Raw genomic sequence first — 16560 nt, 5'->3', positions numbered from 1 at the left:
CGTTGTCCTCTCGTGGTCTGGCGTGGTGGGCATTAGGGAGTCGGAGGTGCGTCGTAGGTCAGTCCGTGGCCGAACCGGAAGAGCGGCGACGCCGTGTCGAACGGGACGTCGGGGCGGCTTGCCTCGACAGCCTCAGTGCTCGACGGGAGATCGAAGGGGAGCTGTCCTCGGGGCGCAGCCTCGCCGAAGACCAGATCGAGGAGGGCTCCTGGCCCGGCTCCCCAGTTGCCGATGATCGCCGCGACGTTCTCGACTATCGGCGTCAGGACGGCGGGCCGATCAAGGAAGACGTCGACGATCGTCGGGACGGCCGATGCGATCTCACGGAGGTGGGCGGAGGTCTCCGCGGCGAACTCGAGCGATCCCGCGTGGAAGTAGTTCTCGAACGCTGTCGGTCGGGTCTCGAACGGCGCGTGCGTCCGGATGACGGCGATGTCGGCTGCCTCCGGAGTGTCGACCACCTGGGCGTAGAGCGCCGCCATCTCGCGTGGGATGCCTTCCACGTAGAGTCGGCTGCCGCGCGGGGCCGGCAGGACGGCTGCTCCCTCGCCTCCGTTGGCAGCTCGGTTCGTGAGGAGCGTCAGGGAGGCTCGCTGCGCCTCCTCGCCCGCCGCGATGAACTCGGGTGATCCGACGATCCGACCTGCCGCCTCGACGTCGACGAGAGGCTGGTCGAAGAGCCCCAGGATAAACTTCTCACGGAGGAGGCGGCGGACGGACTGATCGAGCCTGGCCTCGTCCACCCTGCCGCTCGTGACCAGCCCGATCAGGACGTCGGGGCACTTCTCGCCGCCGAACTGGTCGACGCCGGCGTCGAGCGCCTTGAGCATGCGGTCGCTCTGGTCGAGGTGCTCGACGCCCCAGGCGCGGGCGGGGAACGGTTCGCCCGAGACCTCGGAGTCGGTGAGGAGGCCCCAGTCGGTGCACACGATGCCGTCGAAGCCGTACCGCTCCCGCAACAGACCTGTGATGACTGAGCGGTTGAACCCGAATCCGACTTCTTCGTGCTCGGTGCCCACGGGCATGCCGTAGTACGGCATGACCTGGCTGACGCCTGCTGCGAACGCTGCCTCGAACGGCTTGAGGTGGAGCTCGAACTGCCCGCCCGGGTAGACCTGCTCGCGGCCGTAGCCGAAGTGCGGGTCCTCGCCGTCCTTCTGGGCGCCTCCTCCGGGGAAGTGCTTGATCATGGCGGACACCGATTCGGTGCCGAGACGGTCGCCCTGAAGCCCCTCGACGTAGGCGGTGCCGAGGCGCGAGGTGAGCTCGACGTCCTCACCGAAGGTGTCGAGCTGCCGCGCCCATCGCGGCTCGGTCGCGAGATCGACCTGGGGGTGCAAGGCGACGCGGATGCCCACAGCCCTGTACTCGCGGCGCACGACATCCCCGAAGCGGCGGACGAGGTCCGCGTCGCGCGTGGCGGCGAGGCCGAGCGCTTCCGGCCAGACCGAGAAGCTGCCCGCGAGGAGGCCCGCGAGGGGATTGTCGCTGTAGGAGTTCCGGGGGTCGCTCGAGATGGTGACGGGGATGCCGAGCCGAGTGGAGGCAGCGAGCTCTTGGATGCGGTTGTGCCAAGCCGCCATCTGACGGGGGTCGCCGCCCGTGAGCAGGTTGAAGTGGGACATCTGGTGTTCGAGGACGAACGTCGCGTTCGAGGGCAGGTGGAACTCCTCGTCGCCCTCGGAGAGCTCGCCGCCCTCGCCCATGCTGATCATGTCGTGGAAGAACAGGCCGGCCTTCTCGGCCAGGGTCATCTGTCGCAGCAGGATCTCGACCCGCTCCGCGGTGGGGAGATCGGGGTCGCGGTAGCGACGGTCGATGTCGTGCTCGACCTCGTGGTCGGAGCTGTCCGGGACGGTGGTCGGGGCACGGTGGGTCATCGGACTCCCTTGATGAGGTAGACCACGAAGGCGCCAGCCAGGACGACGAGGGCGCCGAAGAGATAGAAGACGGTGTAGCCGCCGAGGACGGTCGTCGCACCGACGGCGATGATGAACGGTGCGATCGCCGGCGCGATGGACTGGGGCAGGGCGTTGGCGATGTTGAGCACACCGAGGTCCTTGGCCGTGTCGGCGGGGTCGGGCAGGACCTGGGTCGCCAGGGCGAGCGAGACGGCGAGGAACGCGCCCGCGCCGAGGCCGATCAGTCCTTGTCCGACGATGACGACGGGCACTGAGGGGGCGACGGCCATGAGGATCAGCCCTCCTGCCATGATGACGCCGGCTGCCGTGACGAACACACGCCGTCGGCCTGTCCGGTCGGAGGCGATGCCCGCGAGTGCGCCGGAGACAGCGGTGGCGATCGTCGAGGCGAGGTTGCAGAGCAGGACGATCCCGATGGCTTCTTGTTCCTGGAGTGCGAAGCGGTCGCTGAGGTAGAGGGGCAGGAAGGTAGCCACGCCTGCGTAGCCGAACATCACGAGGAACGTGGTCAGCCACGCCAGGGCGAAGTCCCGGTGCCGGACGGGGTCGAACGCGAACGAGCCGAAGAAGTCGCGGATCCCGTAGCGCTCGCGCGGCGCGGTCGTCAGCTTGCGATCGTCGAGGGTGATGACGAACACGGCGGCAGCGACGAGTGCGACGAGCGCGGGCGCGAGGAACCGCCCGACGTCGCCGGCGATGAAGTTGACGAGGAAGCTGCCGCCGAGGATGGCGACGGAGGTCATGACGCCGATGATCCCCGAGGCGAGTCCGCGCCTCGCGGGCGACACCTGGTCAGGGACCGTCGCGTTCGTCGCAGCCAGGGCGCCGTTGATCGCGGCCTGGGTGAGGCACCACCCGACGAGCACGACCCAGACTTCGTCGGCGACTCCGATGAGCAAGCACGACAAGACGCCCACGAGTGCGCCGCCGAGGATCCAGGGCCTGCGACGACCCCAACGAGAGGTCGTGCGGTCCGAGAGGCGGCCGACGAGCGGGTTCGCGACGAGAGCGAACAGGGAGCCGACACCCGTGACGAGACCGAGGGCGCCGACGGCTGCCTCGGGGGACGAGGTGATGTGCTGGAGCTTGAACGCCATCGAGACGAAGACCGGCGTCAGCAGTGCCAAGTACAAGCCGAAGGTCGCGAATCCGAGTGTGGCGAAGTAGGTGGGACTGGCGGTGCCGCCCTTGCTGGCTGTCGTTCCTGACGGCTGCGGGGAGGTCTCGGCGTCGGCCGGTGACGTCTCTGTCATGGGGTTCCTTCTCGGGGTCCAGTGGTGGATGACGCGAGCATAGGGCAATTTGGAACAGTTGGTAACTGAATCCTGATTAGCTGGTAACTACTTGAGGTGGGACGATGGGGCGTGGCGAACGTGGTGCAGGGGCGAGCGGCGGGAGCTCGGCAGACGCGGCGGAACATCGTGGAAGCTGCCCGGATCGCGTTCGTCGAACGTGGCCTGGTGCCGGTGTCCCTGCGTGACGTCGCCGCAGGTGCGGGCGTCAGTCACCCAGGGCTCCTGCGTCACTTCAGCTCGAAAGCGTCCCTGATCCTTGCTGTCTTCGAGGGGCTCGACGACGAGCTCGGTCGTGTGCTCGACGGAATGGCCGCCGGTGAGATGTCCCTGGGCGCAGTGGCCAGGGCGACGGCTGCGGTGCCCTCGTTCGACACTCTCGCATCGATGCTGGAGACCGCCGACGGTGCAGTCGAGGCGCGTGCGCGGCTCGGGAAGCGATGGGCCGACATCAGCCGCAGGCTCGACGGATCGCCGTCGGTGGCCGCATTGGGTCTGGAGCAGTCGCTCGTGCTGTGGACCGGGCTGCGCCTCCTGGCTCAGTACCTGCCCGGGGACATCCAGCCGGCTGGGTTCCTCGACGCCGAGGCTGGTCTCGGAGTCCGCCTCGAGTCGGTGGGCGTCCCGGAGGTGGTCGTGACGTTGGCCGACATGGCTGAGCGCAGCGGCATCGGCTACGCCCCGGGGGAGAAGCGGCGAGAAGAGATCCTCTCTGACGCCACCAGCCGCTTCGCTCGCCACGGGTACCACGGGACGAGTGTGAGGGATGTCGCGGACGGGGTGAACGTGAGTCCGTCGACCTTGCTGTACCACTTCGGTTCCAAGGAGCAGCTGCTCACGGCCGTGCTGCGTCGTCGAGACGAGATGCTCGCGAGCCGGGCGCAGGAGGATGTCGAGCCCGCCGAGGAACTCGCGGCGATCGGGGCCGACGCGCGACTCGACGCGAGAGACGAGCCGGGCCTGATCGAGCTGCACACGAGGGTCGCCTCCGAGGCCGTCGCCGTCGGGCACCCTGCCCACGGCTACCTCGCCGAGAGGTATCGACGAGCCATCGCGTACTTCACTCGACTGATCGGGGACGCTCGCGGTGAAGGTGGACGCGACGGCTTCATGCCGCCCGCCGTCGCTGCCGTCCAGCTGGTCGGCTTGTGGGAGGGGCTCCAGATCCAGGCCCTGGGCGACGGGGACTTCCGCGGAATCGGAGACCAGCTGGACGCGTACGTCGACAGCATCTTGCCTCAGGAGGGCCGCGGGCCTGACTGATCGACCCCGGTCCACCTTCCATCGTCGAATGCCCACCGTTGGGGGGCGATGCCCTGGGCCAAGTCGGTCTAAAGTAGGCCCGCCTGGGGGTCAGGCGCGGAACCTGGGGGCGGCTTTGCTCGACATCAGCACGATTGTGCTCATCATCAATCTCGTCCTGACGATCCTTGTCTTGATCATGCTGGCTGTCCGCCGCCCAGGAGGCGGCGTCGGCCCCGCGTCGCCAGCCGACGAGAGAGCCCTCTCGTCCCTGGGGGCTGACATACGTCAAGACCTCAGTGCCCAGAGGCAAGAGCTCGGTGCTGCCATCAACGAGGGGCAGCGAGCCCTGGATGCCCGGGTGTCGACCACTTTGCGCGAGCACAAGGTCGCAGCCGACCAAGCGGTCGAACTTCAGCGCTCAACGCAGTCCGAGCTGCGCGGCAACCTGGACCAAGGGCTCGCCCACCTTCGTGACAAGTTCCACGAGCATGCGCAAGCAGTGCTCGCCGGTGATGCCGCCCTTCGCACGTCCGTCGGCACGAACTTCGACGAGCTGCGCCTTGCAAACGAGGCAAAACTCGAGAAGATTCGAGAGGCCGTTGAGAGGCTGGAGCAATCGAACACCGCGGCTCTGGCCAAGAATGCCGAGCGGGTACAGGTGCTCACGGACCAGAACGCGGTCAAGCAGCAAGAACTTCAAGATCTTCTCCGGGTCGAGTTCGACAGCATGAAGTCGAGTAACGAACGGAAGCTCGAGGCGGTTAAGGCCACCATCGAGCAACTACAGGTGAGCAATGCGGACAAGCAAGGTCAGCTTCAAGAGTCGATGCGTCAGGAGCTCGACAAGCTGCGAACCGGCAACGAAGCCAAGCTCGAGAAGATGCGCGAGACGGTCGACGAGAAGTTGCAAGGCACCTTGGAGAAGAGACTCGGTGAGTCATTCGCGTTGGTGAGCGAACGTCTTGAGCTCGTCCAGCGGGGTCTTGGCGAGATGCAGGCACTCGCGTCGGATGTCGGGGGGCTCAAGCGCGTACTCACGAACGTGAAGAGTCGCGGCAGCTGGGGGGAGGTCCAGTTGTCTCGGCAGCTCGAAGACTTGCTGACGCACGAGCAATACGTCCAGAACCTCGTCGTGAAAGAGGGGACAACCGAGAGCGTCGAGTTCGCTGTCAAGCTTCCTGGGCGCACTCCCGATGAAGCCGTCTACTTGCCTATCGATTCGAAGCTGCCGCAGGAGGACTACGAGCGCTTGCTGAATGCCCAGGAGGCGGGGGACAAAGCTCTCGTGGACGTGGCCGCAAAGACCCTAGAAAGGGCCATTCTCACGCAGGCGAAGCTCATCTCGTCCAAGTACATCTCTCCTCCCAAGACAACCGACTTCGCGATCATGTACTTGCCGACCGAGGGGCTCTTCGCCGAAGTGGTCCGTCAACCTGGACTTGCCAGCAAACTGCAGAACGACCATCGAGTTCTCATCACGGGACCGACGACGCTCATGTCCCTGCTCAACAGCCTTCAGATGGGCTTCCGAACGCTCGCGATCGAGCAACGAAGTTCGGAAGTCTGGAAGGTGCTGAGCGCAGCAAAGGACGAATTCCAGAAGTACGGCGACGTGTGGGACAAGTTGGAGAAGCAGCTTGCGACTGCTCAAAAGACTGTTTCGGAGGCGGGTGTTCGTACCCGTGCTGTCGCTCGGAAGCTACGCGATGTCGAGACGCTCGAGATCGAGCAGCCGGCGGCATTGCCAGGTGGGCTGCAGGAGAGCGAGGAGGTCGCCGAACTCGCAGGCCTCGAGCCTACTTCGAAGTCCTAGTGACCTACTTCGGAGTCCTAGTGACCTACTTCGGAGTCCTAGTGACGCTTCATTGAGGTCGGTCATCCATCAGTCCGAACTGACTCACCTTTTTGGTCGACTTAAACAGCTCCACGCAAATACATCCCGATGGTTCTCGATGGCAACGGGGCGCGCCCGCTAACCGCTGTCGTTGTCCGTAGGGCCGCACGTCCTGCACTAGGTCGCTCCCTCGGAGCACGTGACCACGGATCAGAAGGTTGGGGGTTCGAGCTCCTTCAGCTGCACATAACACGAGCGTATGTCTGGCCATTGGCTTGGCCTTCTTCGTTCTCGGTGTCGGGTCCTCCGACGCCCTCCAGATGCAACTATGCCCCTGCTGTCGCCCGAGCCCTTCGCACGCGCTCGATCGCAGCTCCGTCGGCATCTGACCCCATGTAGTGGCTGTAGGTATCCAGCGTCAGCTGAGTGGTCGCGTGCCCAAGCCAGGCAGACACCGTCTTGATATCTACGTTGTCGCGGAGCCAGGAGGTCGCTGCGTAGTGGCGCAGGTCGTACTCCCGGTGGCCGTGCGCGGTAGCAGCCCAGTCAAGGGCGCGCTTGAAGTTGCCGCCGTTAAGTTGGGCACCGGTCGGGCTTGTGAAGAGTCGCTCGGTGCGCTTACGTCCCTGGGCATAACGAGCAGCTATCTCGGCCGCGTTACCGAGGAGCGGAACCCTTCGTACGCGTCCGCTCTTGGTCTGCTTCTCGGCGTATCCATCCGACTGAGACCGCCGGACGATGATGGCGTCAAAAGGTTCGTGAACGACGTCGCCGACGCGGAGCGCTACGAGCTCTCCCCATCGGAGGCCCGTTTCGCGGAGAAACTCGACGTAGTCCGCGTACCGCGGGCTTCTCTCTCGCTGCGCCGCCAGCATGTCTTCGTACTCGTCCTTCGTGAAGGGACGAACCGTTTTGTCGCTCCGGCCATCACCTCGAGGAACGGGCACGTCCTTGACCGGATTGTGCGGGATGTAGGCCATGTCGACTGCGTAGTTGAACAAAGACATGGTGCTATCGCGGATGCGCTTGACGGTGGAGTGGGCTCGTTTCCTGAGCAGCGCGGTATACAGACTTTTCAACTCCGCCGTCTGGACGGCGCGGATGGGCATTCGGCGCATCTTCTCGGGGATGTGAAGTCGGAGATTTGCTTCGTCGGTGTCGAGGGTCTTGTCCGACACCGTCCCAGTACGGGCTTCGTTGAACTCACGAATGACCGCGGCCAGCGTGATGTCGCCGGCGCGAGCGTCGTGCCACTCGTTGCTGGCCAGAGCGAGCTTCTGATCTGCCTCCCACTTGGCTGCGTCCTTCTTGAACTCGAAGGTCTGCATGGTGATCTGCCGGCCTTTGAAGAAGATCCGAGCACGCCACTTCTTCGTGGTCTTGTCCTTCTCGAGCATCAGCGTCCGCCGCTGCTTGCGGGAAGAGCTTCGAACCAGGCGTCGACAGACTTTCGACTGAAACGCAAGGAGCGGCCAACTTTCCTCCCGACAGGACCGGTCCCCTTGCTTCGAAGGTGGTGGATGGTCCGCTTAGGAATCTGGATGTAAATACTCAGCTCGTCAAGCGTGAGGTACTCCTTCAGCAGGGGGGTGGAACCGGTTGGTGTCAGGTCGGTCGTCGTCATGCCTGTCACATGCGCGGCACTGTCAAATGGCGAAGAACGAAAGGTGGGCAGGGTCGTTTTCCCGACGAGCAAGTCTGTCGAACACCATTCTCTTGGACGCAGGACAAGGCGAGGCATGCAGACGCCGGGGCCTCCGTGTGGAAGCCCCGGCGGGGGAGTGGCTGTCGGTGCGTTAGAGCGTGTCGCCGAGCGAGCCGTCGGAGGAACTCTCCGCGAGGTCTGCGAGCAGCTGTGCCCGGAGACCCGTCATCGTCTCGTACCGGGGCCCAAAGTCGTCCGCGACGTTGTCGAACGCGGCCACCGTGGCGCCGGCCGTGTCGAAGACGACGATCGCGCCGAAGGGGGCCTCGGAGAGGTCGGTGTGCTCGACGTCGACGACGAGGTGCTCCCCGTCTCGGAAGACCTGTGCGGTGGCGTGGTCGTCCGGCTGAGGGAAGCCGTTGAGGCCGTGCTCGAGCGCCCAGGCGTCGCTGACGGCCTGCGTCGCGTTGCGAACGGCAGCCGCCTGGCGGGGTGGAAGGGTGCTGACGTCGACCGGGTTCAGACCGGCGATGCGCTCCTTGTAGAACGTGGGGTCGAAGGCAGGCAGGGCGGGGTGGGCGAGGCCCACCTCGGGCGTCCCATGGATCTTCTCGGTGAAGGCGCCGGATGCTGCCCGGGGGTGGTCTGTTTCGAGGAACGTCGTGGTCATGGTGCCTATGTGTGCGGCACCGTGACAGCGGCACCGGCCGCAGCCCGTGGAGGGGAGCTGCGGCCGGTGCCACGAGGAGCCGCTAGGCGGGTGCGACGACGAACAGGACGGCCTTGTTGTCGGTCGTGGCCACCGATGCGTAGCGGACGGCTGTGGGGCCGAAAAGGAGGCCCTTGACGTCCGCGAACGCTGGCTGCTCCGCCGCGCGACCGGTGAGGTCCCTTCCGTTCACTCCGTAGCCACCCACGAGGACAGCTGCCGAGGTGCCGCAGACGCTCTGGACACTGAGCTCGCCCACGTTGTTCTTGGTCGGCAGTGTGGCCGTCGCCCAGTCGAGGAGGCACTGGTCCTTGGCTGCCGTCACGGTCTTGCCTGAGACGACGCCGAGTGCGAACGCGAAGTCGTCCTTCGTGGTGTCCGTGGTGTCGGCGACCGCTTCGGTGGTTGCCCCGGTCGGGTAGATGGGCGCCTGCGTGCCCTCCTCGGAGCGAACCTTGTCGTTCACCGTGACGGGTGCCTGCTCCCCGACGCTGTCGCGGCCCCTGAGCGCCTTGGCGCGGTCGGCCGCAGAGACCTTCGAGCTCGTGTCAGGAGCAGCGGCGACCGCCGGCACCTCATCCTGCTGAACGTCATCGACAGGCCCGTCCAGGTGGGGCTCTGGCTGCCCTTCCTCCACCGGGCCGGCTGGGCTGCTGTCATCGGCGGTGGGCTCGCTGGTGGCCTCCGTCTTGCCAGCTGCGACACCCTCTCGTGTGGTGTCGCCGCCCCTGAGTGCAGCGACGAGCACCATGACGGCGATCGCGACGACCGCGACCGCTGCCATGGCCCCTGCGATCACGCGGGAGCGTCGGGTAGGGAGCAGCTGCTCGAGTCGCTCGCGCATCATCGCCAGATCCTGTCCATGGTGTAGACGACGTCAGCACCGATGGCGCTGTTGGGGGAGGAGTTCCAGTTGGTGCCGCAGGTGTACACCGGGTCGTCGTGGCGCACAGTCTCGGTGTTGGCGGCGTCCGGGAACTGCCATCCGTCCTGGCGTCCGAAGAAGCCGCGGAAGTTGACGTTGCCGGCCCAGTCGGTGGTCTTGTAGCTCGATGCCCTGACGCTCGATCCGGCGGGGCAGAAGGTGCGGAAGTCGAGCTGGTAGGACTGGTTCCAGGCCTGGGGGCGCGGGAAGCTGGCGATGCAGCCGTTGGGTGCAAGGCCCCAGCAGGTGCCGTAGCCGCGCTTGTCGCCGCGGGCCCAGTCACGGAAGTCGTACCCGTCGTAGATGGGTGCGGTGGGGCTGTTCATCTCGGTGATCCAGTTGCCGCTCTGGGCGTCCGCCATCGGGCTCTGCAGGCCCGTCTTCGGCGAGTAGCACATCGTGCCGACGAGCATCGAGTAGGGGTAGCCCTCGAGGGCGTAGCCGGGCGCGAACGTCTCCTGGGTCTTGCCCGCAGCGAGCGTGCCCACCGTGTAGTTGCCGACCGTCTCGCTGCCCGAGTGCCAGACCTTGTTCTGGATGCCACGGGCGTACGCCGTGGTTCCGGCGGGGCAGCTCGACGCGTAGCTCCACTTGACGACGCCGTCCGTGATGGCGGCACCGCTACCGGTGCGCTGGAAGGTGATGCTGCGCGCTGCGGGCGCGGCCGGCCAGGCCGGGCGGAGCGTCGCAGTGTCCGTGGCACCCGTCAGGTCCCCGAGCTTCGTGCTGACTTCGTACTCGAAGGTGCGGCCGTACGTGGTGCCGTCGGCGTAGTCGCGGTCCGTGCCACTGAACGTGAAGGCGCCGTTCCAGCCGTTGTCGACTCCGGTGATTGCCGGCGTGACGGTCGCCTTCGCGAGGTACTGGACGTTGAGGCTCGAGACGCGGACGAAGCGCAGCTGGTGCTTCTCGTCAGCAGTTGCGGTGGCAGTCAGGGTGGTGTCCGGCAGCGGCTGCGCGTAGTCGACCGTGGCGGTGTCTGGCTCGGCGGCGACGTCGCACTTGACGCTGACCTCGAAGGTGCCCTGTGCGCCGTTGCGCACGTCAGCGAGCTCGACGTTGGTCTGGGCGCCGGTCAGAGCCCGCGTGAAGGTCGTGCTCACGCGCGGCTGGCCCGTGGGAGAGAGGGGCTGCCAGGATGCCGTCACGATGGACGGGGTGTCCTGGCAGGTTCCGCCGAGGAAGGACAGCGTCGCTCCCTCGCGGGCGCCGGCGTAGGCCGTGCCAGTCGTGGCCGATCGGGTGGCCCACACGCGCCCGATGGCGGACGGCGCGACAAACGGGTCCTCGGGGACGACGTACTTGGCGCCGTCAACGGCCTTGGAGAAGTTTACGATGTCGGTGATGCCGACGGAGACTGCGTTCCGGGCGTAGGTGTTGACGCGGGTCTTCGACGTCGACAGGTCCATCTCGACGCGCTTCGCGCGCGGGTCCTGCCAGTCGTCCTCGCTGGTCTTCGTCGGACGAGTTCCTGGCGCGAGGCTGACGTCGAAGCCGGAGTAGGTCATCTCGCGGTTGGCGATGTTCGAGTACGTGAACTGCGGCTCGTCGACGTCTGCCAGCATCACCTGGCGTCCGCTGCGGGCATCGCCGTCGCTGGGCTCGAGCAGGTCGTAGAGGAGGTCGAAGCGGTCGACGACGAGGGTCTTCTTGCCGCCGATGTCGGCTGCGTGCCAGCGCTCGGCGGAGTAGGTGAACTCCTCAGGGTCGATGACCTTGAACAGCGTCACCGAGTCGGAGGTGCCTCGGACCTCGTCGGACGCTGCGACCGCCGCGGCGAAGCGGTTCGAGGCAGCCTGGTAGGCGCTCGAGGACTTCGTCGAGTTCTGCGTGTTCATCTGGACGATGAGCATGACGCTGACGGCGCCGACGAGGCCCGTGATGACGATGATCTTCACGACCAGCGAGATGACCGTCTCGGGGATCGACACGGAGATGCCGGCCTTGTCGCGGAGGACGCTCTTCCAGGAGCGTGGCGTGGTGGTCATGGTCAGTTCCATCCATTGGGATCGAAGTCGGCGGGGAACGGGTGCTTGAAGGCGAGGCTGTCGCCCGAGGTGAAGCTGGTGGGCCAGAGGGTGGCGCTGCGGGTGCCGATGACCCACATGGCGCCTCGGTTGTCGAGCACTGTCACCGCGGTGGTGCCTGCGAAGTTGGCGGCGACGCTCGAAACGACCACTCCGGGGAGGATGGGCTTCGGCACGAGTACGTCCGTGGTGTCGGTGCTGTTGAGACGGTTGCTCGTGGACTTGCCCCACCCGTACAGCTCGCCGGACGTGCTGATGACGTAGGTCTGGTTGTCCCAGACGGAGACGGAGGTGAACTTCGTCGTCGTCGGGATCTTCTTGAGGCCGAGCTGGTCGTTGAGCGTCCCGTCGCCGATAGGTCGGGTTGACCCTCGGCCAGAGCTCCAGAGGCTGCCTTCGCTGTCGATGGCGGTGAAGATGCCGCTGTAGTAGTCGGCAGCCACGAACTTGGTGCCCGGAACGAGCGCGAGCCATGCTGTCGTCGAGGTCGGGGTGGTCGTGCCGCGAACGTGGCCGGATGCGTCGTTGCCGACGAACCACATGGCCCCGGTGGTGTCGATAGCGAACGTGGCGGTCGCGTTGGTGCTGACGTACTGGAAGGTGCGGTTGCTAGTGGCGAGACTGGGCGTCTGAACGATCGTGGCGGTGTCTTCGGTGCCGAGCGTCTTGACGTTGTTCGAGCCCCAGCCCCACAGACGGCCTCGAGTGTCGATGGCGTACACGCGCTGTGTGCCGGTGGCGACCTGGACGATGGGCTGGTCCAGGCCGGGCACGCGGACGGGAGTTGCCTGGTTCGTCACAGTCGAGGGCAGCCCGAGCTGGCTGTTCAGGTTCGAGCCCCAGACCCACAGCGAGCCACGCTCGTCGATCGCGTAGTTCGTGTTCGTGCCAGTCACGACCGAACGGAACTTTGTTCCCGGCATGACCTTGACGAGCCGCTTGGTGTTGCTGATGGTCCCGTCGCCGGCCTGACCGGTGTTGTTGGTGTTCCACCAGGTCCACAGCTGACCCGACGAGTCGATGCCGGCGTTTGCCGTCAGCGTCTTCCAGGTGGTGCCCCGGCTCTGCCCAGCTTCCTCTGCGGCGGTGAGCGGGCGAACGGAGCCCTTCTTCGGGCCCCACATCGTGAACGCGGACGGCTCGTTTGAGGTGGCCCACTTGGGGTTGTCAGCCTCGTCGAAGCCGGTGATGTGCGTCACAGACGTCGGCTCGATGACGACCGATCGAACCAGGGAGAAGGACGCGTTCTCGTTCTGGGCCTTGATGACCAGAGTCTTCGTGCCGTCGGCGTTGTCGGTGACGCTGTTGATGGTGGTCCCGGTGCCGGCGCGGACGTCCCACTTGTGCGTGCGGGCCGGAGCTGCGGCGTCGTCGGTGAGCGAGACGTTGAGGTCTCCGGCGAAGGCACTGGCGCGCGACTCGATGGCCGCGGCGAGGACCTTGTGCTGGGTCGAGGACACGGAGGAGAGGCCGTAGGCGACGACAGTTGCAGCGAGGCCGAACATCACGAGGACCGAGAGCATGGACAGGCCGAGCTCGGTGGAGAAGCCGGCCTTCGAGCGGAGCACACGGAGCAGCTTGGACATCAGGCACCTGCCTTGTAGACGAGCACGCGGTCGACCTTGACGACGCGGTCGGTGTTGATGACGGTCACCGGGGTGCCGGGCTTGACGGCGATGGTGCCGAAGTAGCTGTCGGTGGTCGTTCCGATGGGGATGATGGCCAGGGACTTGCCGCCCTGCTTGAAGTGCAGCTCACCGCGGTCGCCGAGCGCGGCCGCAGAGATGAAGAAGCGGTAGGCGGTCTCGGTGGCCGGCGCGGGCAGCGTGGCGACGGTCGTGCCGAGCGGCAGCGTGGTCGTCAGGTCGGTGACGGCCAGGCCGGGGACGGTGATGGGCTGCAGGGAGCGCATGTCGTTCGCGTGGTAGCGCGCCGAGTACAGGCAGATGTCGGTTCGGACTGTGGCCTTGTCGCGGCACTTCGCGATGTCGACGTCCTTGCCGGAGCGGGCTGTGCTGGCGTAGTAGTCGGAGCCGGTGGCGCCGCCCACGCGCCAGAAATAGGTGGGGACACGGCTGCCCGACGGCAGGACGATGTCCTTGGTCTGCGGGGTGCCGGTGGCGGCTTCCCACGCAGGGTAGATCTCGGGCTGTGCAGTCATGATGGTCAGCTGCTGCAGCCGCTCGGCGTTCGTCGACTGGGTCGTGAGTGCGGTGACTGCTGCGACGGATCCGCCAGCGATGATGCTGAGCACGATGAGGGAGATGGTCACGCCGACGATGGCTTCGGTGATGCTGTTGCCGCGCTTATCGCGGAGGACGTCGAAGCGTGCGCGGACGGCAGCGCGGATGCTGTGTCCGGTGAGGCGCTTCGGCGTCATGGTGTGGGGTTCCTTCATTGTGGTGCTGCGGGGTGAAGGTGCTGGGGTGGTGCCGGGGGCTCAGCTGGTCGCCGGGCCCCCGGCGGGTACTACGTGTGCGGCTGTAGGTCAGCCGATGCGGCCGGCGTCGATCTGGCCGGTCGTGGGGCAGGCCACCCCAGCAGCGGCCACCGTCGGCATGGTGTCCGTCGGGTCGGTGCTGTCGTGGGTGATGTAGTAGTACTTGCCCGCACCGGAGACGGTGCCGGCGCAGTACGCCTGCTTATTGGCGGACACCGTGATGGCGACCCGCTTCGAGGACTTCAGCAGGGCCTTCTCGGCGACGAGCTCGGAGACGGTGCCGTACGCGACGGGCGCCTTCTGCGAGAAGTACGTGGTCTCCGCCGACTGGATCGACGACAGGTCGGACTGCGCCTGCGAGTTCTGCGCCCAGGGGAGGACGTAGATGACGCTGGCGGCGACGCCGATCATCACGGCCAGGCTGACACCGATGGCGACGATGATGTTGGTCACCGACACCTCGATGCCCGCGCGGCCGCGGAGCACGTTCATGATGGACATGCGCGGCACGCTGCGGGGCCGGACGATGTTGGACTTCACTCGGGGTTCTCCTTGGTCTGTGGGGCGAGCCAGACAGGGCGTCCGCTCTCAGGCAGGAGACATGCGGCGAAAACAGACCACTTCGGGCAGAACTGGAGAAATCGGCTACAGAAGGGCCAGCGCACCCGTCGAGAGAAGGGCGATTGCGGTCCCGGCGAAGATGGCCGGAACGTGGGGGAGAGGTTCAGGAACGGTCGACGCGTCAGCCCGTGTGACGAGGGTGTGGATGAGTCGGACTGCCATCTGTGCGCCGAAGACGAGGACGAACACGCCCCAGACGGCGAGGAGCGGATGGATGACTCCGAGCACGAACGCCGGGATGGCGATGAGTTTGACGTCGCCGCCGCCCATGCGGCCCCGGCGGCCGCGCTCGAGGTAGAACCCGAACGCGACCACCGCAGAGGCGAAGCCGAAGATCCACTGGCTCGCCTGCAGGGGCTCTCGGACGAGGATGACGGCGAGGGCGGCGCCGAGGATGGCCGTGGCGGAGCCGTCTACCTCTCGGCGTCGTACGTCGAGGATGGCCAAGATGGCGAGTCCAGCGAGGAGGACGAGCACCGCGGTTGCGGGGATGTAGTTGCCGAAGAACATCAGCCGGTCATGCTCATCAGGGCGGGGGCGAACGTCGCGACCGGGAGGGCGATCATGAGGATGACGACGCCGGCCGCACTGAGGACGAAGAGCTCCGAGATGGGGCCGACCTTGTCGACGAAGCTCGCGAGTCGTCGCTCCGACTTCTTGTGGAACGTCTTCGCGAGGTCGCGCATGATCTCGATGCGTTGGCGGGGCGACGGGGCGATGTCGATGCGGTGTCCGAGGTTCCACGGGAACAGCGGGGTGCGGGCGACGTCGGCGAAGACGGCTTCACCGATGCGCTGCTTCACGATGTGCTCGCGCACGTGGGCGTCGACGGCCTCGTTGCCGCAGGAGCGGGCAGCGATCTCGAGGGCGTCGAGCTCGGTCATGCCGGAGGAGAGGCACGCGGCGAGGACGTCGGCGAATCGTGCAGCGGTGTTCATCTGCGTGACGGAGCCGATGAGGGGCGCGTTGATGGCCGCCTTGTCGCGCCAGATGCGGAGCTTGCGCTGCTTCCGGCCGAAGAAGATCCAGAAGACGAGCGCTCCGACGAGCAGGAGGGCGATACCGCCCATGACCCACTTGACGCTCTTGCCGATGCTGATCATGACGACCGTGGCAGCCGGCGGCTCGGCGCCGATGCTGGTGAACATCGAGACCACGCCGGGCAGCAGGAACTCGGAGGCGACGAGGACGAACACGAGCACGATGCTCAGCGTCATCATCGGCTTAAACAGTGCGGCGCGGATCTGAGCCTTGACGTCGGAGGAACCGACGATGATTCGGGCGGCCTGGCGGAGGTTCGTGTGCAGGTCGCGCGGGGTGGTGCCGGCCGACAGCAGCTCGCGGGCGACGCGCGGGAAGACGTCCCGCTCGACGGACAGGGCCTCGATGATCGTGAGGCCGTCGTTCCGCATGCGGTCGGCGGCTCGCTTGTAAGCCTGGCCGACGCTCATCTTCGAGTACTGCTCGGCGAGCTGGAGGACGGCGCGCTCCTCGCTCTCGCCAGCCTCGAGCATGGCCGCGAGGTCCTCGAGCGTCTCGGCGATGTCGTCGACCTTGCTCTTCTTGCCCACGACGTTGATGTTGAAGAGCTTCTTCTTCTCGGCGGCCTGGCTGCCGTCATCGGCGAGCCGCTCGGCAGCGCGGGCGTTGTTCCGCTCGATGCGCTCGGCCTTCGGGGTCACCAGCCGGCGCGGCGGGCGGGCCGGTCGCGCCTTCTTGCTCGCGGCTCCCTTCTTGGGCTTCCGCTCGGGGCGGGACAGGTCGATGACCTCGACGGTCGGGGTGTCGACCTCGATGGCCTGGCGGGCGGCGACAGGCGCACCGAGGAGCGTGTCGTCGAACGTGGCGGGGGCCGGGTTGAGACCGTGGCCCTTCTCAGGTGCGTTGAAGAGGGTCATGC

The 16560-nt window shown here is 66.4% G+C and carries 14 protein-coding genes; 2 read left to right on the top strand and 12 right to left on the bottom strand.

The features are described from left to right. Positions 1–32: 32 nt before the first annotated feature. Both OVA02_RS11905 and OVA02_RS11900 read right to left on the bottom strand, forming a co-directional pair. Positions 33–1880 carry a glycoside hydrolase family 3 protein gene (locus OVA02_RS11905; RefSeq protein WP_267658543.1) on the bottom strand — a complete coding sequence of 616 codons (1848 nt, stop codon included), beginning with the start codon at positions 1878–1880 and terminating at the stop codon, positions 33–35. Further along, entirely contained in the window at positions 1877–3175 is a 1299-nt protein-coding gene (locus OVA02_RS11900; RefSeq protein WP_192170328.1) for an MFS transporter, read from the bottom strand. Before OVA02_RS11900 ends, OVA02_RS11905 begins: the two co-directional genes overlap by 4 nt. Before the next feature lie 168 nt (positions 3176–3343). Between OVA02_RS11900 and OVA02_RS11895 the strand changes: the two genes are divergently transcribed. After that, positions 3344–4477, top strand: coding sequence for a TetR/AcrR family transcriptional regulator (locus OVA02_RS11895; protein WP_267658542.1), 1134 nt, complete (start codon positions 3344–3346; stop codon positions 4475–4477). A gap of 115 nt (positions 4478–4592) precedes the next feature. After that, positions 4593–6272: a DNA recombination protein RmuC gene (gene rmuC, locus OVA02_RS11890; protein ID WP_267658541.1), complete on the top strand. Its 1680-nt coding sequence runs from the start codon at positions 4593–4595 to the stop codon at positions 6270–6272. Between the two features lie 347 nt (positions 6273–6619). On the opposite strand, the gene OVA02_RS11885 is transcribed toward rmuC, so the two are convergent. From OVA02_RS11885 to OVA02_RS11840, 10 genes are all read right to left on the bottom strand, one after another. Further along, complete coding sequence (locus OVA02_RS11885) at positions 6620–7690, bottom strand: tyrosine-type recombinase/integrase (RefSeq protein ID WP_267658540.1); 1071 nt, start codon at positions 7688–7690, stop codon at positions 6620–6622. After that, positions 7690–7917, bottom strand: coding sequence for a helix-turn-helix transcriptional regulator (locus tag OVA02_RS11880; RefSeq protein ID WP_267658539.1), 228 nt, complete (start codon positions 7915–7917; stop codon positions 7690–7692). The genes OVA02_RS11885 and OVA02_RS11880 overlap by 1 nt, the downstream gene beginning before the upstream one ends. A gap of 172 nt (positions 7918–8089) precedes the next feature. Next, positions 8090–8608 carry a hypothetical protein gene (locus tag OVA02_RS11875; RefSeq protein ID WP_267658538.1) on the bottom strand — a complete coding sequence of 173 codons (519 nt, stop codon included), beginning with the start codon at positions 8606–8608 and terminating at the stop codon, positions 8090–8092. A gap of 82 nt (positions 8609–8690) precedes the next feature. Further along, complete coding sequence (locus OVA02_RS11870) at positions 8691–9431, bottom strand: hypothetical protein (RefSeq protein WP_267658537.1); 741 nt, start codon at positions 9429–9431, stop codon at positions 8691–8693. A gap of 59 nt (positions 9432–9490) precedes the next feature. Then, complete coding sequence (locus tag OVA02_RS11865) at positions 9491–11560, bottom strand: hypothetical protein (protein WP_267658536.1); 2070 nt, start codon at positions 11558–11560, stop codon at positions 9491–9493. 2 nt (positions 11561–11562) lie between these two features. Then, on the bottom strand, positions 11563–13185 hold the full coding sequence (locus OVA02_RS11860; protein ID WP_267658535.1) for an RCC1 domain-containing protein: 1623 nt from the start codon (positions 13183–13185) through the stop codon (positions 11563–11565). Then, a complete protein-coding gene (locus OVA02_RS11855; protein WP_267658534.1) occupies positions 13185–13979 on the bottom strand; it encodes a hypothetical protein in 795 nt (264 codons plus the stop codon). Before OVA02_RS11855 ends, OVA02_RS11860 begins: the two co-directional genes overlap by 1 nt. A 108-nt stretch (positions 13980–14087) precedes the next feature. Beyond that, positions 14088–14579: a hypothetical protein gene (locus OVA02_RS11850; RefSeq protein WP_267658533.1), complete on the bottom strand. Its 492-nt coding sequence runs from the start codon at positions 14577–14579 to the stop codon at positions 14088–14090. Between the two features lie 105 nt (positions 14580–14684). Then, a complete protein-coding gene (locus OVA02_RS11845) occupies positions 14685–15170 on the bottom strand; it encodes a prepilin peptidase (protein WP_267658532.1) in 486 nt (161 codons plus the stop codon). Then, positions 15170–16558: a type II secretion system F family protein gene (locus tag OVA02_RS11840; protein ID WP_267658531.1), complete on the bottom strand. Its 1389-nt coding sequence runs from the start codon at positions 16556–16558 to the stop codon at positions 15170–15172. Before OVA02_RS11840 ends, OVA02_RS11845 begins: the two co-directional genes overlap by 1 nt. Between the last annotated feature and the right edge of the window lie 2 nt (positions 16559–16560).

It is taken from the genome of Frigoribacterium sp. SL97 (assembly GCF_026625765.1).
Taxonomy (GTDB): Bacteria; Actinomycetota; Actinomycetes; order Actinomycetales; family Microbacteriaceae; genus Frigoribacterium.
The sequence above is the reverse complement of the archived record's forward strand: the minus strand, read 5'-3'. Positions and strand labels throughout refer to the sequence as shown.

Coding starts and splice junctions, on each gene's coding strand:
- OVA02_RS11885 (WP_267658540.1), bottom strand. CDS start 7,690: ATGCTCGAGAAGGACAAGACCACGAAGAAGTGGCGTGCTCGGATCTTC.
- OVA02_RS11905 (WP_267658543.1), bottom strand. CDS start 1,880: ATGACCCACCGTGCCCCGACCACCGTCCCGGACAGCTCCGACCACGAG.
- OVA02_RS11860 (WP_267658535.1), bottom strand. CDS start 13,185: ATGTCCAAGCTGCTCCGTGTGCTCCGCTCGAAGGCCGGCTTCTCCACC.
- OVA02_RS11880 (WP_267658539.1), bottom strand. CDS start 7,917: ATGACGACGACCGACCTGACACCAACCGGTTCCACCCCCCTGCTGAAG.
- OVA02_RS11845 (WP_267658532.1), bottom strand. CDS start 15,170: ATGTTCTTCGGCAACTACATCCCCGCAACCGCGGTGCTCGTCCTCCTC.
- OVA02_RS11840 (WP_267658531.1), bottom strand. CDS start 16,558: ATGACCCTCTTCAACGCACCTGAGAAGGGCCACGGTCTCAACCCGGCC.
- OVA02_RS11855 (WP_267658534.1), bottom strand. CDS start 13,979: ATGACGCCGAAGCGCCTCACCGGACACAGCATCCGCGCTGCCGTCCGC.
- OVA02_RS11870 (WP_267658537.1), bottom strand. CDS start 9,431: ATGGCAGCGGTCGCGGTCGTCGCGATCGCCGTCATGGTGCTCGTCGCT.
- OVA02_RS11900 (WP_192170328.1), bottom strand. CDS start 3,175: ATGACAGAGACGTCACCGGCCGACGCCGAGACCTCCCCGCAGCCGTCA.
- OVA02_RS11875 (WP_267658538.1), bottom strand. CDS start 8,608: ATGACCACGACGTTCCTCGAAACAGACCACCCCCGGGCAGCATCCGGC.
- OVA02_RS11865 (WP_267658536.1), bottom strand. CDS start 11,560: ATGACCACCACGCCACGCTCCTGGAAGAGCGTCCTCCGCGACAAGGCC.